Origin of the sequence: Chryseobacterium luteum (assembly GCF_000737785.1) — a bacterium.
Classification (GTDB): Bacteria; Bacteroidota; Bacteroidia; order Flavobacteriales; family Weeksellaceae; genus Chryseobacterium; species Chryseobacterium luteum.
Genome location: NZ_JPRO01000002.1, coordinates 118,259 through 143,931 on the forward strand (window position 1 = coordinate 118,259; position 25,673 = coordinate 143,931).

The window sequence follows — 25,673 nt, forward strand, 5'->3', positions numbered from 1 at the left end:
ATAAGCATTAAAAATATTATATTGAACAGTCAAGTCAGAGTTTTTCTGACTTGATTTTAATACGAAGAAATATGTCCGAAAATATTGATTACATAAACTATTCATGCTACTTTACCGTTTTTCGGGAAGGTGAACAGTTTGTTTCCTATAATGCTTTGTCAATGGTCATTTCGGGAGAAATGGAACTTAATGACGGGGTTCACCGGGAAATATTCCGAAGCGGAGATGTTTATCTTGTCCGTAAAAATCAGTTACTGAAATTCCTGAAAAAACCGGGTGAAGAGGCGGAATTTAAATCATTATCCATCAGATTTGATGATGAAATGCTGAAAAGAATGAGTGAAGAAGAGCATTTTATTCTCCCGGAAAAACTAAAAACACCTGCTTTTGTTGATGTATCGGAAGTGACGCATCTGAAATATTTCATGGAATCCCTGCTGCAATACCAGGATTTATTGGAGAATAAATCTCCTGAACTTGCCTTACTGAAACAGAAAGAGGCCTTAATTCTTTTATTTGGACATGATCAGTCATTGAAAAATATTCTTTACGATATTTCCGATCCTTATAAAATTGACCTCGAAGGTTTTATGATGAAAAATTATCATTTTAATGTAAAGCTGGACCGTTTTGCTTATCTGACGGGAAGAAGTCTGGCCACTTTCAAGCGTGATTTTGAAAAAGCCTTCAACACTACACCCAGAAAATGGCTTCTTGAAAAAAGGCTCCAGGAAGCTCATTATCTTCTGGAAAAAGGAAAAAAGGCGACAGACATCTATCTCGATCTGGGTTTTGAAGATCTTTCCCATTTTTCGTTTGCTTTTAAGAAACAGTACGGCTTGCCGCCGAGTAGATTGTAAAAAATAATCCGTCACAGAAGTTGCGACGGAGTGTTTTGTGGAGTTGGAATCTCTACTATTCAAGAGTTAGCCAAAGGGGTTAGATGTGCATCCACAGGAACTATTTAATTTTAAATTAAAGTAAGAAAAATTATTCTTAAACAATTTTTTTAAACTCATAAATGAATAAAATACCAACGAGATCGGTATTTTTTTATTCGTAAAAATGATGAGAGTATTTAGTATAGATCATTTAATCAGTTTGATTAAATGATTTAAGATACTTTTAAAGTATTTTATAATACTGATATAGAAACTTCCATAATTTTTATTTCATCTAATGGAAGACTATTTAAAACGTCAAGGTAGTATTTTGTATCAACATTTTTGTCACTTAATAGACCATTTTCTCCATATGCAAATATCCAAACCGCCATTTCTTGTTAAGTTTAATGTTGTATTGTAGTGTTCGTTAAAAGTTGCCGCTAACTTTCGTAAAGCTATTTATGCTACTAATATGAAAATTTATTTTAAGTAGGAATTGAATATATTTTCAAGTTGATTAATTGTTCGATTAAAAGAAAGTAGATTGTCTTTAAGACAATCTACTTATATATAAATTATTTGTGTTTGTAATTTAGGTTATAAATAAGTAAAAACGTTTTTACAAATTTTATACAAGACTTTTATATTTTACAATGCAGTGACACTAAATAATGCTTTAAAATCTGATACTGTAGCGTAAGTAAAATCTGTTGGAAAGGAATATCCTCCAGAAGCAGCTGCCGGCGCATTTATACCACTTAAGAATACTACTAAATTGAGTGTATCACCCGCATTCAAAGAAACCATTCCGGTAACAAGAACTGAATAACGTATTTTAGCTTGTAGCGGAGTCGCAAATCTAATGGATGCATTATCCATTATATTGGAACCGCCAGATGGATCACCAAAGGCATTTTTTCTAACTTCCAAATTTACAGGATAGAAGAAGCCATTGGTATTTCTGTCTGGTGATGAGTTTGGCATTATATAGGCAGAAATCAGATATATTCCTGACTGCCCAACTGTATAAGTTCCTGTTCCAACATTAAAACGCGAATTTGGATCTGTTACAGTAGTATCAAATTTCTGAAAAAACCTTTGGTTAACAGTAGTATTATTAGTTCCTCCATTCGTTATTGGTGTGGATCCTAAACTTTCATTACTTAAAGAAATGGAAGCTAGTGTAGCTGCTGCCGGATTCACTGCACCCCATTGGGTAACTCCTGATGCATTTGTAGTAAGAACATATCCATTTATAGGTGAATTAAAAGGTAGCGTTATTGTTCTGTTAGCAGATAAATTAGCAGGCGCCTGCAGAGAAACAGTATTAGTACCATTGACCGTACTTTCATAAAACTTTGCGGATGAGGCCAATCCTGATGAACCAGGTTTTAAACTGACATTGCCCGTAACCTCTAATTTTTCTGCGGGGAAAGCTGTACCGATTCCAAGATTTCCTGAGGAATCCAATAACATATCACTAGTTCCATTTCCACTAGTACGAAAATCCAGAGAAGATAAATTATTGGTTCCATTTCCTTTATAAGTAGATACAATAGCACTCAGGGGAGAATTATCCATATTATTAATCCGTCCTCTGAAGTCTACATAGCCAACCAAATTATCTGAAGACAAATTTGCTCCACCATTGTTTCTATTAAGAGTCATATTAGCAGGAGCAGTTCCAGCTGAAATCATATCAAGAGACACATTATCAGACTCAAATCTGCCGCTTCCTCTAACATCAAGTTGTTGTAGAGGAACTGAAGTACCAACACCAACTTGCCCATTATCTTTGATAACAAAATCTGAACCCGCTACTCTGGCAGCACCAGATGAAGTTGCTCCAAGTTTAACCATTGTATTTGTACTATCATCTATAAATGCATCTGGAGTAGGATCTCCCGTAGCTGTACTTGTAGCTAACTTACTCCACTTACTTGTAATTCCATCAAAATAATAAAATCCAATAGTATCTATATTTGATCCCTGTCCTATAGCACTACCAGTGGCAATATTATTTACATAAATAAGAGTAGAAGGTTGAACAGAGGCCATATTAACGGCCCTTTCTCTATCTACACGCGGTATTAGCAATCCATCTACTAACGTTGAAGTTCCGTTAGAATTTTTTGCAACAATATCCATAGTAGATTGTGGAGTTTCGGTGTTAATACCAACTTGTGCGTATCCTAAGCTGCTAAGGAAAATAACAACCATAGGTAATAATTTTTTTTTCATTGTAATTTTTTTTTTTTGAAAAATAGATCGTTTTTCTAATGATTTTCTATTTAGTATATTTTTAATTATTATCTTAAATTTTCTCGTTGTAATTGTTTGGTCTATTACTCTGAATAATTTACTTACAAGATGGTAAAGTAAACAAACACAGAATTTGTACTTAACCGTGTTATTTTGTTGCGGTTTGTCCTGTGACAAAATACAGATCGGGACAACTCTGTCCCATTTTCTGTAATTTTTTTCGATCAGGATTTTTATATTCCTATCTACTTATTTATAATGACATTGTGTTTTAATAATTAAATACTATTTCTAAATACAAGTTTAAGTACATAAATCCAGGAGCTTTATATTGCAGGTCAATATATCCATATCGTAACGATCCTTAAATTTGAAATTTTTAGCTGAAATTCATTGAGATAACGCCGTTATAAATCGTATAGGTAAACTTCTTTCTGTTTGTTCATTTGTTCATAGTAAGCTAAGATTAGATGGTTGTAGCTTGTTTTTACTGTAATAAAATTCCATACGTTAAATAATCATTTTAATAGGATTTTAATTCGATACAAAAATATCTGTGATTAATATCTAATCCTAAATTTTCATTGGCAGAATTCCGGAAAATGACAAAATTTTATTTTTATATTATTGATAATCAATTATTTGTATTTTTGTTTTGTTTTTGTGAAAGTTGGGATATAAATTCGGATGGGGACATACCTTGTTCCTGTTTGAAGATATGTGTAAAACGACTTTGGGATGAGAATCCGGATATTTCGGATAAATAGCTTATTTTATAATTCAAATGCTCAGGATGCTTATAAATCTTATCTACAATAAAATTTATTTTAAGTCCGTTTACATAGTCATTAAAACTTTTGTTGCGATGAACTTTTAGTATATAATTAAGATACTTTGTGTTGGTTTCAAGGATTGTTGCAAGATGGGATTGTGTAAATCCTTTTTCGGTAAACGCTGTTCCTTTTTCAAAACTCATCAATTTAGACAAAAGGTCTTTTTCAGTTTCATCAGAAATTAGCTTTGTGTTTGTCTTAAAGGAAATTTCAAAATCTGCATCTTTTCCTGATAATGAATGACCGGCAATCTCTAAATTATTTTCTTCTAATTCTTTTACAATTTCTTCAAACCTTATTTTTAGTTCTTTTTTCTTCCGACGCATTTTACTAAACTGAAAATAAAAAATCGCTGAAAATATAGAGAAAACTCCCAGAATGGAAAGCACAGTAGTGGAATTATGTTTCTTTAACAATTTTTTCTCCTGTTTTTCCTGATTCAAAATGGATTTAACAGCAAACTGAATATCTTTATTATTTTTATTTTGCAGTTTTTCATACTCTTTTTGATAAAGTTCAGAATAATAACTTTTCTTGACACTATCACCTGTTTCTCCGGAGAGCTGAGACAGATTTTTATACAGCTCTGCCTTATTTGAGGCATCATCTATTTTGGTTTTTTTTATATCATCCAGAGCTTGTTGATAAAATGAAATTGCTTTAGATTTATTGCCGATCGCTCTATAATAATCTCCAAATAACTTCAAGCTCATGTATTCATATTCTATATCTTTCCTGACCAGATTATAACTTTTATTAAAAAAATAATAGGCAGAGTCATATACTTTTCTCTTAAGGCATATATCTCCTTTTATCATGTAAATGTTATATATTTCTCCTTCTGAATTTGAAAACTTTTCTTGTATTTTTATTGCCTTATTAATGTATTTATCAGCTTTATCATATTCCTTCCTTCCGCCAAGATTGGCAGACATTCTCGCATAGGTACGGGATATCATTCTCTGATATTCATGATTTTTTTCATCTTTAGGTACAAAAGATAAAATATCAGAATATTCGTTGAATTCCTGTTCAGGTAAACCCATTTTTCCATAATTGTCACCTTTAAACTCTTTAAAAAGAACTTTTAAAATATGATGGTTGGCTGTTGCGGGTTCTTTGAGACCCTTGTCCAAATAAAATAAACTTTCACTATACATATCAATAGAAAGTAAACTCTTGCCTAGTATCAGATAGGATTTTGCCTTATTAAAAGAATCTCCATACCTTTCGGAGAGTAGGGAAGCCTGCTTGGCATATCTCATTGAACTTACAGCATCCCTAAGTATATATTTATCAGAGTTATTCCATAGATTCTGAATCTCTTGTTGTCGCTTTTCGTCTATCTGCGCAAATAGACATTGAGACAGAATAGAAAAAAAAATAATGGTTATGTTTTTCAAAAAGGAATTATAATTTTTTAAAAGTTTGTGATTTTTTTTCATATCTAAAAATAATATTTATAAATAAATGTCACGAGTCAAGTGATTTGAAATAGGAATTGTTTATCCCGGCCTAGTATACTTGTAACTTCAAATAAGATTAATAAGACAATCTTTTCAATAATCCATTTTGGAACGGGTCCCAGTTTGTGTTTTAATGAAGTCTACAGAACTAAGTAAAAAATAGGCATATTAAAAATTTGGTATTGTTAATTTAAAATATCTAATTGATTATTAAGTTTTAAAAATAACAATTTTAAAGAATTTTCTAACATAAATTGTTTTTTGGAATAGCCCTTCGTTTAAATCTCGCTAAGTGATGTCTAATTCTAGAATTATAACCCTCAACGGTGAATGTTTCTGTTTTTGATTCACAATGTTTTCTTCCGGAATTAATTCCGAATACCTTTTCCAATAATCACTGCAAAAGCCATTAATATCTGTATTTCTTTTCCCACAAACAAAATCGACGAAGCATTTTACAAATCTATCAACAGCAATCCAGCTCTAATAGTAGTTTTTTTATTTTGTACATCACTGTGAATTTCATCTCATTCGACTATTTCTAAATATTGTTGTTGTAGAATGTTCAGACTTTAGCTCCAGTTATTCTAGAGTTTTCGACCAACAATCAATATGTAGATGAAAATATACAATTACTATTTGATAATCCAATATTTGCACAACAGATAATTTCAACTTATTATGAATTTGGAAAAAAAGAATATTTAAAAATAAAAATAAAATTGAAATTGGAGATTGTTTTACTCATGAAAATGGGTTTTATGATGAAATTAAATATTATCCAGGGCTAATATCTAATCTTAAAGTACTAACTTATGATTATAAAAAGCCAGAGTTTTTTGAATTTAGTATTCATGTTGAAGAGGATATGATATAAAATCTTGGGTTGAAAGCAGAAACATGAATTTAATTCTCGAATCTTTCAGATGAGATGAAGAAAATTATCATCTGATTAATGATAAACTGGAGAAAAGTGAAAAAGCTTTAGAAATTTATTTTAAAAGAAAAGTAGAAAGAACATACCGTTACTCAAAATTTAAAAAACTAATTGAAGATAAAATTGACATTATTTTGGAAGACGATGTTTGGTTAAACAATTTTGAACCATTTTTAAGCAAACACTGAACAGAAAAAATATTTGAAACATAGAAAGTGAAAAAAGAAAATAATGGTTGATTTTAAAAGTGTTGTGGAAAATATGGACCTCATAAAACTAAAAAACCGAGGGAGCTTTCACAGATTTATGCTGCTAAAAGCTTAAATTAATTAAGAAAAACTAAAATTATGGGATATTGGAGTGAAGTTGATATTGCTATATGGGAACGAGAAAATGAAAGACATCTTTCGTCAAAATTCGGAATTAGCTGTATTGAATTGTGTCAACTTGATTATGAAATTGAAAGTGATGATGGAGTTATATACCATTATAGAGTTGTTTTTAATAAATAATCCAAAGTCTATTTTGCTAAAAATTTCAGGGTTAGATTCAAATAATACAGTTTATATGTCTCCATGGGAATTTGATGATGATCATGAGTATACAGAAGAACACGGCTTAGTTCACCGTAATAGATTTACAAAAGATGGTGAACCTATTGATATATATAAAATCTCAAAAAACGATGCTTTTTTTGCTAAAGCAGTGAGCACTTAAAACTACAATCCATGTAGCACCTAAAAATAAAAAACCCTGTGAATTATTAATTCACAGGGTTTTAAGTGGAGTTGGAGGGATTCGAACCCTCGTCCAAACAAGCAATACATAAGATTTCTACATGCTTATTCTACTATTGGTTTTCGACTGGAGGCAGAGAGCAGACACCCAACTTCCAGCTTATCTTCTAAATTTTCGTGCTTTATCCGAAGCTGCTAAAGCCTTATTTCTACATTACTATATCTCAGGGTCAAACGCCGTAGAACGGAGCATTTGTGAGACATCTTGCTTCCTTACTATCTTCGGGAAAGCGCTTGAATCTTACTTTATTCGGATTAAGCTGCAAGAGCGAACTCTTCGTTGCCAGTTAAAGTTGTGTAGCAAGGGATTAAAGAGATCGCGCTACGGTTCTCTGCATGCTTACTTACCCATTGGTCTTGCTGTCGAAACCAGTCAACCCCATGAATAAAGTGACTGCAAAGATAAGCATTTTCGTTTAAATATACTTAATATACTCATTGCTTTTTTAAATAGCCATTACGATATACTTGGGTCAGGGAATTAAGGAATAGCAGGGCTGGGGGAAGTCTTTCCTGCACTTTCGTAGAATCCGGTTTAGATTTAAATAATTACAATGTGATTAAAATTTTATCTCAAAATATTTAAGGTTTATTTTGGAATTAGCTTCTGTTTTTATTAAAAATGTATTTTTTTTACCTTGAATTCAGTTTCAGATTAGCATTTTAATAATTCTGTAAAGAGCAATAATGTACTTCAAATTATTTTTTAATAATATAATTTGTCAATCAATGAAAAAATATTAACTTTGCAATCCAAAATGAGATGTAAAATATGTTAATAATTCCAGTAAAAGATGGTGAATCCATCGACAGAGCTTTAAAAAAATATAAAAGAAAATTTGATAAAACGGGTACAGTTCGTCAATTAAGATCTAGACAAGCGTTTATTAAGCCTTCTGTAACTTTAAGACAAGCCAGACTAAAGGCCGCTTACAAACAAAGAGGACTTAGCAAGGAAGAGCAGGCTTAAGAATTTTTCTTAACCACATACTAAATTCACTTCTTAAATATATGTATATTTGAGGAGTGAATTTTTGTTTTTATACCTTAATGATGTTAGATAAGTATTTAGAATATTTACAGTTTGAAAAGAGGTATTCACCTCATACTATTACAAGCTACAGAAAAGATCTTGAAGATTTTTCCCATTTCTATCTCAGGACAGAAGCTTCCGAAGATATTTCCGGGGCAGATAAAAAAGTAATTAGAAATTTTATCGTCGAATTAAGTGAAAATCAAATTTCAAAAAGAAGCATTAACAGAAAACTATCCTCCCTACGGAATTTTTATTTATTTCTTTTGAAAATTGGAGACATCAAAGTTTCTCCCACCGAAGGCATATCTTCTCTTAAGTTTTACGCTGAAAAACAGATTCCTATCTCACAGGAAGAAATGCAAACGCTCAGTGACAGCGTACTGACGGGACTTCATGATATCCTGGAAAAATGCATTATTGAAGTATTGTATCAAACCGGTATGCGTAAGGCTGAACTTTGTGGCCTGATGTTTGAGGGTGTTAATTTAGACGGAAACGAGGTTAAGGTAATAGGAAAAGGAAATAAAGAACGCTTTATTCCAATTTCCGTAAATCTCTCGGATCTGCTTAGGAGTTACCTGGAAATAAGGAAACCTGATAACGAACATAAATCATATTTTTTCGTAAATAAAAAGGGGAAAAAACTCAATGAAAAATTTGTTTATGTGGTAGTTAATAAGTACCTTAGTCTGGTAACAACGAAAGAAAAAAGAAGCCCCCACATCCTTCGGCATAGCTTTGCTACACACGTTTTGGATAATGGGGCGGAGATCTCCAAAGTAAAAAAAATATTAGGGCATTCAAGTCTTGCAAGTACTCAGGTCTATACGAATGCCAATATTGAACAATTGAAAAAAGTGTTTAATCAGGCTCATCCCAGAGCGTCTAAAAAAGAAGAATTATGAAGATCACAGTTCAATCAATTGGTTTAACTCCACACGAACCATTAGAATCACACATTGACAAAAAAGTAAGTAAACTGGAAACCTTTTATGATAAAATTCATGAGTGTAAGGTATTCTTAAAAGTTGAAAATAACTCCGACAGAAACAACAAAACTGCTGAACTTATTTTAGCTGTTCCCGGTGATGATATCGTGGTTAAAAAGACATCTGAAACTTTTGAAGAAAGTTTAGACATGTGTGTTGATACTGCTAAAAAGCTATTAATCAAGAAAAAAGAAATGGCGTAGTAAAAAAAGTTAAAAAAAGTTATAGAAAAGTTTGAGAATTCAAAAAATCCGTTCTATATTTGCACTCGCAAAAAGGGAACAGTGATCTTTTGAATTCTTTTTTATTATGCCTCCATAGCTCAGTTGGCTAGAGCAGCTGATTTGTAATCAGCAGGTCGTGGGTTCGAGTCCCTCTGGAGGCTCAATTTAATATAAAATATCTGGGGAGATTCCAGAGTGGCTAAATGGGACTGACTGTAACTCAGTTGCTTCGGCTTCGTAGGTTCGAATCCTGCTCTCCCCACATTTTATATTATACAAAAACTTGTGTATCTAAAGGATTTTTCCTAAGTTTGCACAGCGTTACCAATAATTTTGGAAACAAAATTGCGGAAGTAGCTCAGTTGGTAGAGCGTCAGCCTTCCAAGCTGAATGTCGCGAGTTCGACCCTCGTCTTCCGCTCAAAGAAAATCATGCTAATTAGTGTGATTTTTTTGCTTCAATGCCGACTTAGCTCAGCGGTAGAGTGCTTCCTTGGTAAGGAAGAGGTCACGGGTTCAAGTCCCGTAGTTGGCTCAATACAATCCCGGATTTTCTTCGGGATTTTTTTTGCCCTCAATTTAAGATCATCCTATTAAGTTTTGATTGATCATTTTCTTTATTTCTTAAAATGTGAATTGTTGACAACTTTGCATCGAAGACTTTACAAGAAGCTTAATGAGTTAAAGTTGCATTACTTTTATCAGATTATTTTTATCCTCCTACGGCAAAAAGATAATATTACTCCCTTTTTCAGTGGAAAAATTTAGCTTAAAATTAAATTAAATATAGTTATCTGCTTTCAATACATGGTATGAGAACATAAAAATTTCGTTAAATTCGTATAAAATAAGATTTTGATGAATATTCTTTTATTGGAAGACGACCTCATTCTTTCGGCGGAACTCTGCAGGTTTTTAGAATCGAACAGCTTTACCTGTGATAAAATCTATGACGGAGAAACCTTTCTCCGCCAGATCAGGAACAATACTTATGAGCTCTATCTGCTCGATATCAATGTTCCTAAAATCAACGGGCTGGATGTCTGCCAGACGATCCGCTCTTTCGATAAAAATACTCCCATCATCATCATTTCGGCTTACGGTGATATTTCCGATAAAAAAGATGCCTTTACCAGGCTTGCCGACGATTATCTGGTAAAGCCCTTCCAGTTTGAGGAGCTGCTGCTGAGGATCAATTCGCTGTTAAGAAGAAAATCTCCGTCTGACGCTGCCGATCAGGATATCATCAGGATAGATGACCTTATCATCAATAAAACCGAGCAGAAAGTGTATAGGGCAGGTAATGAAATCGCGCTTACCCTTAAAGAGTTTCAGCTGTTGGTTTATCTTGCCGAAGCACAGGGAAGAACCGTTTCCAAACAGCAGATCACAGAGCATGTATGGGAACATAATTTCAATACGAATACCAATACCGTGGAAGTTTATATTAATTTTTTGAGGAAGAAGGTTGATAAAGATTTTAAACTTAAACTTATCCATACCCGTTCCGGTTTCGGGTATTACCTAAGCCCATTATAGATGTCTTTAAAAAGGAAGATAGCATTAACGATCAGTATCGCTTTTTCACTGCTTTTTGCAATGGTGATGGCGGTGATCTACCTGTCTTTTAATGATTTTAGAAGAGATGAATTCAAAGAACGGTTCAGGCAGCGCCTTGAGTTTACTTCACACTTTATTTCAAAGTCTAAAAATTTTGAAGAAGAAGCCCCTATTTTTTTTAACGAAAACTCAGACAATATTCTCCTTAATGAAACCATCTTAATTTTCAATGGAGATAAAGAATTGATCTACAGTACAATTAAAGACAGGAATGTAACTTGGGACAGCAGTCTTCTTAAAGAGCTGGACGAGAAGAAGATCATATACACTGAAAAAACTGTTCCTGAGATTTATGCAGCACTTCGGAACATCAACGGAGAAAATTATTATATCCTTACCAGTGCTCTTGATAGCAATGGAAAATCGAAACTGGAATACCTTAAATATCTTTTGATCACGGCTTATGTGATGAGCACCCTTCTGATCGGATTTTTCAGTTATTATTTCATGGGACGGTTCCTGCGTCCGTTAGAAGATCTGAATACTGAAATTTCAGAAGTCACGGCTCATAAACTGACCACGCAGATCCCTGTTCAGGAGTCCAATGATGAGATCAACGTTCTTGCAAAATCCTTCAATACGATGATTGCAAGGCTGGATGATGTTTTTCAGTCTCAGAAAGATTTTACGGCAAGTGCTTCCCACGAGATCCGGACGCCGATCACCAGAATGGCTTTTCAGCTTGAAAATTTAATTAAACTTGAACAGCATACACCGGAAACATTAACTTCTTTAAAGCAAATTCAGAAAGATGTTTATCAATTATCAGATTTAACGAATTCTTTATTGTTGTTAACCAAATTTGATAAAGAAAATATTCAGACTTTATATGAAGAAGTGAGAATTGATGAGGTGATTTTTGAATCTTACGAAGCCGTTGAAAAAAGTTATCCCAATCTTAAAATGGATTTCCTTATTTCCGAAGAGACTGCTGAAAACGGACTTTTAACAATAAAAGGAATCCAATCTCTGCTGGATATTGTTTTCATTAATTTATTTAAAAATGCGGCGGTATATTCTGACAATATGGAAGTCGATGTTTTGATTACAGAGAACCATACAGATCTCATCGTAGATGTCGTTTCCCGCGGAAATACGATTCCGGAAGAGGAACAGCCAAAATTGTTTGAAGCTTTCATGCGCGGAAATAATTCTCAGAATATTTCCGGTTCAGGGCTTGGTCTGCGAATCGTCAAAAGAATCCTTGAATATCACGGTGCCGAAATTATATATTCTTCTCCCGATGAAAAGGTGAATAAATTCAGCGTTGTTTTTAATAAATAATACGCAGGAGATGGTATCAACATGAATGAGTTGGTTTTAGCTCATTTATCCAAATTTAATTTTTTTTTAAGCGTCATTTAAGTTCATTTTAATGGCAGAAAGGCAATTTTGTATCATAAAATTGAAAAAATGAACAAAATTGCAGGACTGTTTATTGCCATTTCCTCATTCGTGGCGGGACAACAGAAAATGTCACTTTTGGATTGTGAAGAGGCTTTTCAAAAAAACAATCTACAACTCCTCGCCGAACAATACAGCATCAACATGGCTGATGCGGATATCTTACAGGCTAAAATCTGGGAGCTTCCGCAACTGAGCGGACAAATTAACGCCTATAATCCTGAAGCCAGAAAAGTCTTTGATATAGGACACGCAAAAGGGGCACAGGTAACCCAGTTAATTTACATGGGAGGCAAAAAGAAAAACGAGATTGCCTTTGCGAAATCAAATAAAGAATTGGCCCAGCTACAGTTTTCTCAACTGTTGGTTGATCTTAAAACCCAGCTTCATACAACATACTACAACCTTTACTACGAAAATTTAAAGCTCGAAAATACCAATAAACAATTGGGGTATATGAACGATCTTTTAGCGGCTTACAGGATACAGTCAGCCAAAGGGAACGTGTCTTTAAAAGATGAAGTGAGGCTTCAGAGTATTGTTATTCAGCTAAACAATGATAAGCTTGGAATCAATAAGAATATTCTTGGATTTGAACAGACTTTAAAGGTTTTAACTGGAATTACAGACGATATAGAACCACAGATTTCTGATGCTGAGGCAAAAGATATTCTTGCTGCCCAGCCTTTCGGTGATGAAACTGAATTACAGAAAAAAGCACTGGAAAATAATTCGGATTATCAGTATAATTTAAAACTGATAGATAACAGCAAATTATATTCTCAATGGCAGAAATCTCTGAATGTTCCGGATTTAAATGTTGGAGTTGGCTGGGACCAAAACGGGGGAACTTTTAAAAATGAAGCCAATCTGATGGTCGGAATTCCATTGCCTTTATGGAAAAGTAATCAGGGAAATGTTGAGAAAGCAAATTTCGCCATTCAACAAAATCAGAAAAATGCAGATTTCCAGAAATTGAATTTGGAAACTAAGGTTGAATCTGCTTACAAAACCTGGAAAACACAATACGATCAGTTAGCCGAAATAAAATCCACAGATCTTAATAATCTGGATCTGGTCTACAACGGAATACTGAAAAATTTCAGAAACGGAAACGTAAGTCTTATTGAATTTACAGACTTCATGGAAAGCTACCGGCAAACCGCCCTTCAGATCTACGACATGAAAAACGAGATCATCCAGTCGGCGGAACAATTGAATCAATTAGTACAAACGAAAATCTTCTATTAAACATGAAAAAATATATAATCCTGATAAGTATTGCCTTGTTGATTTTGTCTTGCTCAAAAAAAGCAGAAGAGGTAAAACCACAGGCAAAAAAAGGTTTTGAATTGAGCAATACAATGCTAAAGTCGATTTCTTTGGCAAAAGTTGAGAAAAAAAATATAGAAGACGATTATAATTTTTACGGAAAAATATCGGCAGATAAAAACAGCTATATCGATGTTTATCCGCTGGTTGGAGGAAATGTTTTAAGTGTAAATGTGGAGTTGGGAGATCATGTGACGAAAGGACAGGTTTTGGCAACCATACGAAGTACGGAGCTGGCAGAAGTTCAGAAAGATGTAAGCGATGCGAAAACGGATTTGGTTGTTGCTCAAAACAACCTTCGTGTTGCAAAGGAAATGTACGAAGGAAAACTGAATACCGAAAGAGATGTGCTGGAAGCCAAAAGCCAATTGCAGAAAGCTCAGGACCAAATGCAGAGGGCAGGTGCGGTGAGTACGGTTTATAATGTGAAGAAGGGAAATATTTACAGTGTTGTGGCTCCGATCAGCGGTTACATCGTTCAGAAAAATATCAATAAAGATATGCAGCTGAGAAGCGACAGAAGCGATAATATCTTCGATGTGGCAAATACAACCAATGTCTGGGCGATCATGAACGTGAACGAATCTGACATTGAAAAAATCAGTTTGGGAATGAAAGCGCAGGTTTCCACATTGTCTTACCCGGACAAAGTTTTTGACGGAAAAATTGATAAAATATTTAAAATTATCGATCCGCAAACCAATGCGATGCAGGCGAGAGTAGTTCTGGATAATGCAAACGGATTATTAATTCCTGAAAGTAAAGCCACAATAAAAGTCACAAGCTCAGAAAACAATACGGCATTGACGGTTCCTTCCAAAGCGGTAATTTTTGATGATAACAGAAGTTTTGTAGTGATTTATAAATCCAGAACAGATGTGAAGGTGAAAGAAATAAAGGTTTTAAAACAGGTCGGTGACATCACTTATGTTTCCGAAGGCCTGTCTGAAGGAGAAGAAGTAATAACCAATAACCAATTGTTGATTTACCGCTCTTTGAATAATTAAAATTGATTTTAAACCATTAAGAATTATTGAAAATGGTTATTTAAGAAGTTAAGTTTAATTAAGAAAAACACCTAAAGATATTTTTAAGAATTCAGTCTTATCCAATTCGCTTGCGAATTCTTAATAATTCTTAACTCCTTACATAGCCTTAATGGTTCAGACTCAGCGGACTTAGTTAAGTGAAACGCCTTTGCGAACTTAAAAACGTATAGTTTGTCAAAAAAACCTTTGCGCTCTTTGCGTTTAAAATCATCTTCAAAAAATTTATCATGAATAAATTCATTAAAAATATAATTGCTTTCTCGTTAAAAAACAAGGCATTTACCTTTATCTGGGTAGCTATTTTGGCCATTGCAGGGTTTATAAGCTTCAAAAATATGCCCATTGAAGCCTTTCCTGACGTCACCAATACCCAGATTGTCATCATCACCCAATGGAATGGGAGAAGCGCGGAAGAAGTTGAACGATTTGTTACAACACCTATCGAATTGGCGATGAGCCCGGTTCAGAAGAAAACCAGTGTGAGAAGTACCACGATGTTCGGGCTTTCCATTGTGAAAATTCTTTTTGATGATGGGGTAGATGATACTTTTGCCAGGAACCAGGTCAATAACCAATTGCGGACAGTCAGCCTCCCTGATGAGGTAGATCCCGAAGTTCAGCCGCCTTACGGGCCCACCGGTGAGATCTTCCGGTATACTTTAGAAAGTAAAAAGAAAGATTCCCGGGAATTACTAACCCTGCAAAACTGGGTGATCGACAGAGCATTGAGAGGTGTTCCCGGAGTTGCAGATATCAATGTTTTCGGAGGCCAGGATAAAGTTTTTGAATTAAGTATTGATCCGAGAGCATTGGATAAATACAACCTGACGCCGCTTCAGGTTTACGATGCCGTGACAAAAAGCAACTTAAATGTTGGTGGAGATGTCATTGAGAAAAACGGACAGGCATATGTGGTAAGAGGAATCGGTTTGGTAAAATCCATTAATGATATTGGAAATATTACCATTGAAAATGACAACGGAAACCCGGTTTTAGTTAAAAATGTTGCCGAAGTTCACGAAAGTTCAATGCCGAGAGTAGGGCAGGCCGGACTGAATAATCATGAAGACACGGTGGAAGGTATCGTTGTAATGAGAAAAGGCGAAAATCCGCGTGAAGTATTGGTCGGAGTGAAAGCTAAAATTAAAGAACTCAACGAAAAAATCCTTCCGAAAGATGTAAAAATGGTCACTTTCTACGACCGGGACAACTTAATGGATTTCACGACGCATACTGTAATGCACAACCTTATCGAAGGAATTATTTTAGTGACAGTCATCGTTTTGATCTTTATGGCAGACTGGAGAACGACTTTAATTGTTTCCATTATCATTCCGCTATCCTTATTATTTGCATTTTTATGTTTAAAACTGGCGGGAATGAGTGCCAATTTACTCTCACTCGGAGCCGTCGATTTTGGGATTATCATTGACGGAGCCGTCGTCATGGTCGAGGGACTTTTCGTCATGCTCGACCACAAAGCCCATAAATACGGACCGGAAAAGTTTAATAAAATGGCAAAAGGCGGGTGGATCAAACAAACCGGAACAGGTTTGGGAAAAGCGATTTTCTTTTCAAAATTAATTATCATTACTTCATTAATTCCCATTTTCTCATTCCAGAAAGTGGAAGGTAAAATGTTTTCACCATTGGCTTTTACATTAGGTTTTGCTTTAATCGGTGCTTTGATTTTCACTTTGACTTTAGTTCCTGTTCTTTCACATATCCTCTTAAATAAAAATGTGAAAGAAAAAAACAATCCGTTTGTGAATTTTTGGGACAGAATTGTGTTGAAAGGCTTCAACTATACTTTTAAACATAAAAAAATGAGCTTAATTGTTGCCATTTCATTCTTGGTGGTGACCTTATTTTCAGGAAAATTTTTAGGAACGGAATTTTTGCCGCAATTAAATGAAGGTTCATTGTGGATCACAGCAGAAATGCCGATGAGCTCATCATTAAAGGAATCGTTAAAAACCGCCGATCTTTTAAAGAAAGACATCATGAGCTTTCCTGAAGTCACGGATGTCCTCGCACAAACGGGGAGAAGTAACGACGGAACCGATCCGAACGGATTTGGATTTGTACAGTTTGCCGTCAATCTTCAGCCTAAAGAAGAATGGAAACGAAACATCAGTTATGATCAGTTAATTGAAGAAATTGATAAAAAACTGAGAACCTATCAGGGAATCACCTTTAATTATTCCCAACCGATTTCCGATAACGTTGCCGAGGCGGTCGCAGGTTTTAAAGCCGAAAACGGAATTAAAATTTACGGAGATAACCTTCAGACGCTGGATAGATTGGCTGATGAGGTTTTAAAGCAGATTAAAGATGTTGACGGAGTAAAAGATCCCGGAATTATTAAAAATATAGGTCAGCCGGAAGTAAGTGTAGTCTTGGACAGAGATAAAATGGCGGCTTACGGAGTAATGCCCGATGATGCACAATCCGTTCTGGAAATGGCTTTCGGAGGTAAAACAGCTTCGGAAATGTTTGACGGAGAAAGAAAATTCCCGATCAGATTAAGATATTCTCAGGAATACAGAAAAGATGAAAACGACATCGCAGCACTGATGGTTCCTACACAGGACGGCTCAAAAATTCCTTTGAAAGAGATCAGTACCATCGTTAAAGATAACGGAGCTGCATTTATATACAGAGATGATATCAAACGTTATATCGGGGTTAAATTCTCGATTCGTGACCGGGATTTGGGAAGTACGATTGCCGATGCGCAAAAAAAGGTGGCAAAAATTGATCTTCCGGACGGTTATTCTATTGGCTGGACAGGTCAGTTTGAAAACCAGCAGAGAGCTTCCCACAGATTGGCGCAAGTAGTTCCGATCAGTATTTTAGGGATTTTCTTCCTACTGTTTATCCTTTTTGGAAACATGAAAGATTCCTTATTGGTATTGGCGAATGTACCTTTTGCATTAATTGGAGGAATTATCGCTCTTCATGTCACCCGAATGAACTTCGGAATTTCAGCAGGAGTAGGGATGATTGCTTTACTTGGAATCTGTATTCAAAACGGGGTAATTCTTATCACGGAATTCCACCAGAATGTCAAGAACGGATTGAGTCTGGATAATGCGATATTAAATGGTGTAAGATCCAGAACGCGTCCTGTAATTATGACGGCTTTGATGGCTTCGATAGGATTAATGCCTGCAGCCCTGTCCACAGGTATCGGATCGGAATCCCAAAAACCTCTGGCCATTGTAATTATCGGGGGATTGGTTACAGCAACCGTTTTAACATTATTGATATTTCCGATCATCTTCTGGATTTTCAACAGAACCAGAAAATCACAGCAGATCTGATTATTCTTCTATCTATATATATTAATGGAAGGGCGGAAAACAAAGTTTTCCGCCCTTCCCGGTATGATAATAATGTACATTCTATCGTATTCAGAATTAGTCAGATACTTTATGCTTTCAATAAAACGTTTATGATTTTTTTTTCAATCCGGAAATTTGTGTAAATTTGCAGTCTCAATACATTGAAATATAAGGTTAGTGCTTCTTTGATTTGAATATTGAAATTTTTTCAAGAAAAAGGTTTTGGTATTTAAAAAATCATTATATTTGCACACCGAAAAATTGAAAAATAATAAAATAAATAATTTTAAATCATGGCAAAGGAAACGTTTAATCGTAACAAACCACACTTGAACATTGGTACTATTGGTCACGTTGACCATGGTAAAACTACTCTTACAGCGGCTATTTCTGCTGTATTAGCTAGCAAAGGTCTTGCTGAGAAAAAAGATTTCTCTTCTATTGACTCTGCTCCTGAAGAAAAAGAAAGAGGTATTACTATCAATACGGCTCACATCGAGTACGAAACTGAAAATAGACATTACGCTCACGTAGACTGTCCAGGTCACGCGGATTACGTAAAGAACATGGTAACTGGTGCTGCTCAGATGGACGGTGCAATCGTAGTATGTGCTGCAACTGACGGACCAATGCCTCAAACTAGAGAACACATCTTGCTTTGCCGTCAGGTAAACGTACCTAGAATTGTTGTTTTCATGAACAAAGTTGACATGGTAGATGACGCTGAGTTATTAGAGCTTGTTGAAATGGAGCTTAGAGACTTATTGTCTACTTATGATTTTGATGGAGATAACTCTCCAGTAATTCAAGGTTCTGCACTAGGTGCACTTACTGCAGCTACTGCAACTCCTGTTAACACAGAAGATAAGTGGTTCAAAAGTGTTGAAGAACTAATGGATGCTGTTGATACTTGGATCGAGCAACCACCAAGAGATACTGATAAGCCATTCTTGATGCCAATCGAAGACGTATTCTCTATTACAGGTAGAGGTACTGTTGCAACTGGTAGAATCGAGGCTGGTATCATCAATACAGGTGATCCTGTTGATATCATCGGTATGGGTGAAGAAAAATTAACTTCTACTATTACAGGAGTTGAGATGTTCAGAAAAATCCTAGACAGAGGTGAAGCTGGAGATAACGTAGGTCTATTGTTGAGAGGTATTGAAAAAACTGACATCAAGAGAGGTATGGTAATCGCTAAGAAAGACTCTGTGAAGCCACACAAAAAATTCAAGGCTTCTGTTTATATCCTTTCTAAAGAAGAAGGTGGACGTCACACTCCATTCCACAACAAATACCGTCCTCAGTTCTACGTAAGAACTACTGACGTTACAGGTGAGATCTTCTTACCAGAAGGTGTAGAAATGGTAATGCCTGGTGATAACTTAGAGATCACTGTAGAATTGTTACAGCCAATCGCTCTTAACGTAGGTCTTAGATTTGCGATCAGAGAAGGAGGTAGAACAGTTGGTTCAGGTCAGGTTACTGAAATCCTAGACTAATTATCTTAAAATAAATAAAGCTTCCGGAAGGAAACTCTCGGAAGCTTTTTATCTACGGGCATCGTCCAATGGTAGGATACCGGTCTCCAAAACCGTTGATCAGGGTTCGAATCCTTGTGCCCGTGCAAATAATAATTATGAGTTCATTTGTCGATTTTTTAAAAGGTTCTTATAACGAATTCAGACATAAAGTTGAATGGCCAAAGTGGGCTGATCTTCAGTCTTCTACTATTGTAGTAACTATTGCTACAGTGATTTTGGCATTATTTACCTTTGGAGTTGATGAATTGTTTTCGAAAGCAATCAGCAACATAATAGGAATGCTAATTAACGTGTTCAACTAAAAAAGTGTTTTCCCATAATGAGCGAATTGAAATGGTATGTGCTGAAAGCAATCAGCGGACAGGAAAATAAAGTGAAAAACTATATTGAGACAGAAATCAAACGTTTAGGGTTTGAGCAGTACGTTACTCAGGTGGTTATTCCTATGGAAAAGGTTATTCAGATCAGAAACGGAAAAAAAGTTCCTAAAGAGAAGCCTTACTATCCTGGTTACCTGATGATCGAAGCCGATCTGATGGGTGAAATTCCTCACGCAATTAAGAACATCCCGGGAGTAATATCTTTCCTGAGTTTAACGAAAGGAGGAGATCCTGTTCCTATGAGAAAGTCTGAAGTAAACAGAATGCTCGGAAGAATGGATGAGCTTTCAGAGTTTGCAAGCGATGTTGAGATCCCATTCATTGTAGGTGAAAACGTTAAAGTAATTGACGGACCTTTCAATGGATTCAACGGAACTGTTGAGAAAATTCTTGAAGATAAGAAGAAAATTGAAGTTTCTGTACTGATCTTCGGTAGAAAAACTCCAATGGAGCTTAGCTATATGCAAGTGGAAAAAGTATAATTCATACTTTAAAAATATATAAAGACTGCTGTTTAGCGGTCTTTTTTTTGCTCTCAATGAAATTTTAATTTTATGATCAACTTGAATTCTGATAGGATTTAAACACAATAAAAAACAAAAAAACTTCCTTGATGGAAGCCCTTTCATTTTATGGTTTATTGTTTTAATCTTTAATGAACTTCTTTGATATTGAATTCCCCGAATTATCATTCGCTTTTAAAATGTAGAGTCCTTTTAGTAATTCAGGAATGTCAATACTATTTCCTTTAAAATTCCTCTTTAAAAGTTTTCCGTCTGCCGAATAAATTTCAATATCTCTTAACTCTTTTGAAAAGAATAATGTGTTTTTGGCAGGATTCGGATAGATCGTTAAATCTGTTTTTTTATTCACTTCAGATGTTGCAAGTACATTACATTCTGTATTGTAAGCATCATTAGTGATGGTCCAGCCTTTAAAGCCGGTTAAGGTATTCCTGGCTGCTAAAGCCTGTGGAGTAGAGTACACCAGACCGGAAGATCCTAAAGTTAAATTGTTTGGGGTGGAAGGACTCCCTGCCCAGCCCTGTAATGTGGAATTATAATTGGCGCAGGATAATCCTGAGAAATCCAGCATGGAATTTAATTGCGTAACGGAATATAAACTCCAGTTACTTAAATCCTGGTTGAAAGCGGCAGCATTTTTAAACGCATGGCGCATATCTGTTACAGCGGAAGTATCCCAATTTCCGATCGGCTGATTAAAAATAGGGTTATCTGTGAACATGTAAAGCATATTGCTGACATTGGAAGTACTCCAGTTTCCGATAGGCTGGTTAAAAAGTAAGGCCTGAGTAAACATATAGCTCATGTTGGTAACCAGTGAAGTGTTCCAGTTTCCGATGGGTTGATTGAATTTTTCTGCCAGTGCAAACATATCCATCATATTGGTTACCTTAGAAGTATCCCAGTTTGCGATAGGCTGATTAAAGGCTTTGGTCTTGCTAAAGACTCCGGTCATATCTGTTACCTTGGAAGTATCCCAATTTCCGATAGGTTGATTAAATTTAAAAGAATTGGCAAACATATATTGTAAATTGGTTACATTGGATGTATTCCAGCTGGCGATAGGCTGGTTAAACATTTCTGTTCCGGCAAACATATATGACATATTGGTTACCAGGGACGTATTCCAATTTCCAATAGGCTGATCAAATGCAAGAGCATCATGAAATATTTGGCTCATATTGGTTACCTTAGAAGTATCCCAGCTGGCAAGAGGCTGATTAAACTGAAGGGAAGCCATTAAGATCCCTGCCATATTGGTTACATTGGATGTATTCCAGTCGCCTATAGGCTGATTAAATAGTTCAGTATAAACAAACATATATGAAATATCGGTGACATTGGAAATATCCCAGGTGCTGATGGGCTGGTTGAATTTTTTAGCAAAATAGAAGCTTTGGCTCATATTGGTCACATGAGAGACATCCCAACTGCCGAAAGACGAATTTCCAACAAGTTTGTAGCACCCTGCAAAGATGCCTGCCATATTGGTTACATTGTCCAAAAAAGGAACATCTGTTGCTGTAGCATCCATTTCTTCACAGTAGAAAAAAGCATTTTCCATACTGGACCAGTTAATATTTCCCCATTGTGACACATCAGTGATTTTGTAAATGTCTCCGCGTAAGGGTGCGGAAGGTGAATAAAAGCAGATACGGTGGAAGTTGCCATTTCCGTTACTTACTTTTAAAGTGTAGGTGGCATCCGCAGGTACAGGATTCAGAGAGCTTCCGAAATCAATTAAAAGAGGATTGTTAAGTAATGTGGTTACATTATCCAATATTCCGTTATGGGTAGGATAGCCAACCTCTTCCCAATAGATTTTGTAGCCGGTTCCTACTCCGGGAAATAGAATCTGAGTTGATGTGCTTGATGTGGGAAGTGGGCCTGTATTGCTTGGTTTCCATACTGTAATAAATTCATTTTGTGCTTTAATAATGCAGCAAAACATTAAAAATATACTCAAAAGTAAAAATTTCAGTTTCATAGGACTTTGTTTTTGTAAATGTAAATAAAAAAAAATATTATCAATTCTTTCTAAAAATCAACACTTTCCGTTTGCTAATTCAAAAATATTTCATAATTTTGCAGTCCGAAAAGTAGATTTACTGTATGTGAGTCGGTAATCTGCTGAATAATAAATGCTTCCAAACTCATTAATTATTCAAACTAAAAAAATTAAAAATGGCTAAGAAAGTCTTTAAAATGGTAAAGCTTCAGGTGAAAGGTGGCGCAGCTAACCCTTCTCCACCAGTAGGCCCGGCATTGGGTTCCGCAGGTGTGAACATCATGGAGTTTTGTAAGCAATTTAACGGGAGAACCCAAGATAAGCCAGGGCAAGTTTTACCTGTAGTAATTACAGTATACGAGGACAAATCTTTTGAATTCGTTATTAAAACTCCACCTGCAGCAATTCAGTTAATGGATGCGGCTAAGATCAAAGGAGGTTCCGGAGAACCAAACAGAAACAAAGTAGGTTCTGTGTCTTGGGATCAGGTGAAGAAAATCGCTGAGGATAAAATGACTGACCTTAACTGCTTTACAATGGATTCTGCAGTTTCTATGGTTGCAGGTACTGCTAGATCTATGGGATTAAGAGTAACAGGAACTAAACCAACTTTTAACGCTTAAAACTAATAGAAATGGCAAAATTGACTAAAAAGCAAAAGGAAGCTTTAAGCAAAGTAGAAAAAGGAAGAATCTATAACCTTGAAGAAGGTTCTGCTCTTGTAAAAGAAGTAAACACTACAAAATTTGATGCTTCTGTAGATATCGCTGTAAGATTGGGTGTAGATCCAAGAAAAGCAAACCAAATGGTAAGAGGTGTAGTATCTCTTCCTCACGGTACAGGTAAAGATGTTAAAGTTTTAGCATTGGTTACACCGGATAAAGAAGCTGAAGCGAAAGAAGCTGGAGCAGACTATGTAGGTCTAGACGAATATTTACAAAAAATAAAAGAAGGCTGGACAGATGTTGACGTTATCGTTACTATGCCGGCTGTTATGGGTAAATTAGGTCCATTAGGTAGAGTATTAGGTCCAAGAGGTCTTATGCCTAACCCTAAATCAGGAACTGTAACTATGGAAATTGGTAAAGCAGTAACTGAAGTAAAGGCTGGTAAAATTGATTTCAAAGTAGACAAATACGGTATTATCCACGCGGGTATTGGTAAAGTATCTTTCGATGCTGCCAAAATCAAGGAAAATGCTCAGGAATTAATTTCTACATTGATCAAAATGAAACCAACTGCTGCTAAAGGTACTTATGTGAAGAGCATTTACTTGTCTTCTACAATGAGCCCTGGTATTGCAATTGATACTAAATCTGTTAACTAATTATAATCCTTAAGACAATGACAAAAGACCAAAAAGTTGTAGCGATACAAGAGATCAAAGACTTGCTTCAGGATGCAAAAGTAGTTTATGTAGCAGATCTAGACGGTTTGAACGCTGCTAAATCTTCTGACTTCAGAAGACAGGCTTTCAAGCAGAATATTAAAGTAAAAGTGGTGAAAAATACACTTTTGCAAAAAGCAATGGAACAAATTGACGGAGTAGATTTCTCTGAAATGTTCCAGACTTTCAAAGGGAACTCTGCATTAATGATTGCTGAAACGGCTAACGCTCCGGCAAAATTAATCAAAGACTTTAGAAAAAAAGAAGAGAAGCCGGCATTGAAGTCTGCTTTTGTACAGGAAACTTTCTATGTTGGTGACAACAATCTTGATGCTTTAGTAAGCATTAAGTCAAGAGAAGAAATGATCGGTGAAATCATCGGATTACTTCAGTCTCCAATTCAAAGAGTTGTTTCTGCTCTTCAAAACAAATCTGAAGCTGTAGAGGCTGGCGCTGAAGAAGCTGCTGCTCCTGCTGTGGAAGAAACTCCTGCTGAGGCGGCTCCGGAAGCTCCTGCTGCAGAAAGCACTGACGAAACGCCAGCTGCTGAATAATTACTCTCAAAAAATTAAATAAATAATCAACAAAAACATTACAACAATGTCAGATTTAAAAAATTTAGCTGAAACGCTAGTAAACTTAACAGTAAAAGACGTAAATGAATTAGCTGCTATCCTTAAGGATGAGTACGGAATTGAGCCAGCTGCTGCTGCTGTAGTAGTTGCTGCAAGTGGTGCAGGTGAAGCTGCTGAAGAAAAGACTGAATTCGATGTAATTCTTAAGTCTGCTGGTGCTTCTAAATTGGCTATCGTTAAATTGGTAAAAGATTTAACTGGTGCTGGTCTTAAAGAAGCTAAAGACATCGTAGACGGAGCTCCTGCTGCTATCAAGCAAGGAATCTCTAAAGACGAAGCTGAAGCTCTTAAGAAGCAATTAGAAGAAGCTGGTGCTGAAGTAGAATTGAAATAATTTCAGTTTACTATAAAATACGAAGCCCGGACAGTAATGTCCGGGCTTTTTTGTTGTGCCGTATTTTTAACGTTTCATACAATTGGTAATCGTATTTTAATATGTTTAGTTTATATGATTTCATATTTTATTATTTTTATATATTCAATGAATATTTGCATTTTTTATTGTTTATTATTTACTAATATATTTGTTTTTATTTAAAAATTAGTATTTAAAATGCGTTTTCATTATAAATTTACTATATTTGTATCGAAAAAACACACATCATTTGAAAAGAAGTTACTTTATCTTCTATGGCTGTGCCATAGCATATTGTATCAGTATGCTGTTTGCATGGCAGATAGGAACTCTCAGTACATCTTTAGCAGTACAGGATTCTACTGTACTATCATACTGCCTTTATAAAACAGGTGACCCCACAGAAAATTCAAAAAAAGATAAGGTTCCTGATGTTGGCCGTATTTCTAAGTTAGATTCAGGTATTAATTCTCTATTATACAGTGATTTGGAAACTTTGCAGCAAAAACCTTATGTTTTACTGAAGATCCAAAAGGTTTTGAACGGTTTCGATTTTATAATTAAGGATCCCAAATCTGATTATGCCAGAGATAGGTATTTACCAATTACTTTAACGAAATCAATATTGCCGCTCTTTATTCGGGTGTAAAAAGATTTT

22 protein-coding genes, 5 tRNA genes, 1 other RNA gene and 1 pseudogene are annotated in these 25,673 nt (G+C 35.3%); 23 read left to right on the forward strand and 6 right to left on the reverse strand.

Features of this window, described 5'->3' with window-relative positions:
• Positions 1 to 71: 71 nt before the first annotated feature.
• Complete coding sequence (locus tag IX38_RS04055; protein WP_034702005.1) at positions 72 to 860, forward strand: helix-turn-helix domain-containing protein; 789 nt, start codon at positions 72 to 74, stop codon at positions 858 to 860.
• A 275-nt stretch (positions 861 to 1,135) separates the two neighbouring features.
• Here IX38_RS04055 and IX38_RS22855 read toward each other — a convergent pair whose 3' ends face one another.
• The 4 genes and pseudogenes from IX38_RS22855 to IX38_RS23170 form a co-directional block, all read right to left on the reverse strand.
• The gene (locus IX38_RS22855) at positions 1,136 to 1,276 is read right to left on the reverse strand and encodes a hypothetical protein (RefSeq protein ID WP_165570697.1); all 141 of its coding nucleotides are present in this window, start codon (positions 1,274 to 1,276) and stop codon (positions 1,136 to 1,138) included.
• Between the two features lie 256 nt (positions 1,277 to 1,532).
• The gene (locus tag IX38_RS21865) at positions 1,533 to 3,125 is read right to left on the reverse strand and encodes a hypothetical protein (RefSeq protein WP_165570698.1); all 1,593 of its coding nucleotides are present in this window, start codon (positions 3,123 to 3,125) and stop codon (positions 1,533 to 1,535) included.
• Between the two features lie 655 nt (positions 3,126 to 3,780).
• A complete protein-coding gene (locus IX38_RS21870; RefSeq protein ID WP_165570699.1) occupies positions 3,781 to 5,382 on the reverse strand; it encodes an AraC family transcriptional regulator in 1,602 nt (533 codons plus the stop codon).
• Positions 5,383 to 5,630: 248 nt separating this feature from the next.
• Positions 5,631 to 5,972: pseudogene (locus tag IX38_RS23170) on the reverse strand (IS1 family transposase); the annotation flags it as partial.
• A gap of 803 nt (positions 5,973 to 6,775) precedes the next feature.
• Between IX38_RS23170 and IX38_RS04070 the strand changes: the two are divergent.
• Complete coding sequence (locus IX38_RS04070; protein ID WP_034702008.1) at positions 6,776 to 7,099, forward strand: hypothetical protein; 324 nt, start codon at positions 6,776 to 6,778, stop codon at positions 7,097 to 7,099.
• Positions 7,100 to 7,162: 63 nt separating this feature from the next.
• Here the strand turns inward: IX38_RS04070 and ssrA are convergent.
• Positions 7,163 to 7,560, reverse strand: a transfer-messenger RNA (tmRNA) gene (ssrA, locus tag IX38_RS22290).
• A 391-nt stretch (positions 7,561 to 7,951) separates the two neighbouring features.
• Here ssrA and rpsU point away from each other — a divergent pair.
• From rpsU to nusG, 16 genes are all read left to right on the forward strand, one after another.
• The gene (rpsU, locus tag IX38_RS04075; protein ID WP_034702010.1) at positions 7,952 to 8,149 is read left to right on the forward strand and encodes a 30S ribosomal protein S21; all 198 of its coding nucleotides are present in this window, start codon (positions 7,952 to 7,954) and stop codon (positions 8,147 to 8,149) included.
• Between the two features lie 83 nt (positions 8,150 to 8,232).
• Positions 8,233 to 9,120, forward strand: a complete 888-nt coding sequence (locus IX38_RS04080; protein ID WP_034702012.1) for a tyrosine-type recombinase/integrase — start codon at positions 8,233 to 8,235, stop codon at positions 9,118 to 9,120.
• On the forward strand, positions 9,117 to 9,407 hold the full coding sequence (locus IX38_RS04085; RefSeq protein ID WP_034702014.1) for an HPF/RaiA family ribosome-associated protein: 291 nt from the start codon (positions 9,117 to 9,119) through the stop codon (positions 9,405 to 9,407). Before IX38_RS04080 ends, IX38_RS04085 begins: the two co-directional genes overlap by 4 nt.
• 108 nt (positions 9,408 to 9,515) lie before the next feature.
• A tRNA-Thr gene (locus IX38_RS04090) sits at positions 9,516 to 9,589 on the forward strand.
• Between the two features lie 20 nt (positions 9,590 to 9,609).
• A tRNA-Tyr gene (locus IX38_RS04095) sits at positions 9,610 to 9,690 on the forward strand.
• Between the two features lie 85 nt (positions 9,691 to 9,775).
• A tRNA-Gly gene (locus IX38_RS04100) sits at positions 9,776 to 9,848 on the forward strand.
• A 42-nt stretch (positions 9,849 to 9,890) separates the two neighbouring features.
• A tRNA-Thr gene (locus IX38_RS04105) sits at positions 9,891 to 9,962 on the forward strand.
• A gap of 323 nt (positions 9,963 to 10,285) precedes the next feature.
• Entirely contained in the window at positions 10,286 to 10,966 is a 681-nt protein-coding gene (locus IX38_RS04110) for a response regulator transcription factor (protein WP_034702017.1), read from the forward strand.
• Entirely contained in the window at positions 10,967 to 12,331 is a 1,365-nt protein-coding gene (locus IX38_RS04115) for an ATP-binding protein (RefSeq protein WP_034702020.1), read from the forward strand.
• A gap of 129 nt (positions 12,332 to 12,460) precedes the next feature.
• Complete coding sequence (locus IX38_RS04120; RefSeq protein WP_084680190.1) at positions 12,461 to 13,702, forward strand: TolC family protein; 1,242 nt, start codon at positions 12,461 to 12,463, stop codon at positions 13,700 to 13,702.
• A gap of 2 nt (positions 13,703 to 13,704) precedes the next feature.
• Positions 13,705 to 14,790 carry an efflux RND transporter periplasmic adaptor subunit gene (locus IX38_RS04125; protein WP_034702023.1) on the forward strand — a complete coding sequence of 362 codons (1,086 nt, stop codon included), beginning with the start codon at positions 13,705 to 13,707 and terminating at the stop codon, positions 14,788 to 14,790.
• A gap of 269 nt (positions 14,791 to 15,059) precedes the next feature.
• Positions 15,060 to 18,158, forward strand: a complete 3,099-nt coding sequence (locus IX38_RS04130) for an efflux RND transporter permease subunit (protein ID WP_034702026.1) — start codon at positions 15,060 to 15,062, stop codon at positions 18,156 to 18,158.
• Between the two features lie 314 nt (positions 18,159 to 18,472).
• Positions 18,473 to 19,684 (forward strand): elongation factor Tu, encoded by a 1,212-nt coding sequence (tuf, locus tag IX38_RS04135; protein ID WP_034702028.1) that lies wholly within the window; start codon positions 18,473 to 18,475, stop codon positions 19,682 to 19,684.
• Between the two features lie 54 nt (positions 19,685 to 19,738).
• A tRNA-Trp gene (locus IX38_RS04140) sits at positions 19,739 to 19,809 on the forward strand.
• 12 nt (positions 19,810 to 19,821) lie between these two features.
• On the forward strand, positions 19,822 to 20,028 hold the full coding sequence (gene secE, locus IX38_RS04145) for a preprotein translocase subunit SecE (RefSeq protein ID WP_034702507.1): 207 nt from the start codon (positions 19,822 to 19,824) through the stop codon (positions 20,026 to 20,028).
• Positions 20,029 to 20,045: 17 nt separating this feature from the next.
• Positions 20,046 to 20,588 (forward strand): transcription termination/antitermination protein NusG, encoded by a 543-nt coding sequence (nusG, locus tag IX38_RS04150; RefSeq protein WP_034702030.1) that lies wholly within the window; start codon positions 20,046 to 20,048, stop codon positions 20,586 to 20,588.
• A 163-nt stretch (positions 20,589 to 20,751) separates the two neighbouring features.
• On the opposite strand, the gene IX38_RS21875 is transcribed toward nusG, so the two are convergent.
• Complete coding sequence (locus IX38_RS21875; RefSeq protein ID WP_051884468.1) at positions 20,752 to 22,617, reverse strand: BspA family leucine-rich repeat surface protein; 1,866 nt, start codon at positions 22,615 to 22,617, stop codon at positions 20,752 to 20,754.
• Positions 22,618 to 22,814: 197 nt separating this feature from the next.
• On the opposite strand from IX38_RS21875, the gene rplK reads away from it, so the two are divergent.
• The 5 genes from rplK to IX38_RS04180 all read left to right on the forward strand — a co-directional run bounded on the left by rplK (position 22,815) and on the right by IX38_RS04180 (position 25,664).
• Entirely contained in the window at positions 22,815 to 23,261 is a 447-nt protein-coding gene (gene rplK / locus IX38_RS04160) for a 50S ribosomal protein L11 (RefSeq protein ID WP_034702033.1), read from the forward strand.
• A gap of 11 nt (positions 23,262 to 23,272) precedes the next feature.
• The gene (gene rplA, locus IX38_RS04165) at positions 23,273 to 23,965 is read left to right on the forward strand and encodes a 50S ribosomal protein L1 (protein WP_034702035.1); all 693 of its coding nucleotides are present in this window, start codon (positions 23,273 to 23,275) and stop codon (positions 23,963 to 23,965) included.
• Between the two features lie 17 nt (positions 23,966 to 23,982).
• Positions 23,983 to 24,579, forward strand: coding sequence for a 50S ribosomal protein L10 (gene rplJ / locus IX38_RS04170; protein ID WP_034702037.1), 597 nt, complete (start codon positions 23,983 to 23,985; stop codon positions 24,577 to 24,579).
• A gap of 46 nt (positions 24,580 to 24,625) precedes the next feature.
• A complete protein-coding gene (gene rplL, locus IX38_RS04175) occupies positions 24,626 to 24,994 on the forward strand; it encodes a 50S ribosomal protein L7/L12 (protein WP_034702040.1) in 369 nt (122 codons plus the stop codon).
• Positions 24,995 to 25,265: 271 nt separating this feature from the next.
• A complete protein-coding gene (locus IX38_RS04180) occupies positions 25,266 to 25,664 on the forward strand; it encodes a hypothetical protein (protein WP_131368635.1) in 399 nt (132 codons plus the stop codon).
• Positions 25,665 to 25,673: the final 9 nt, after the last annotated feature.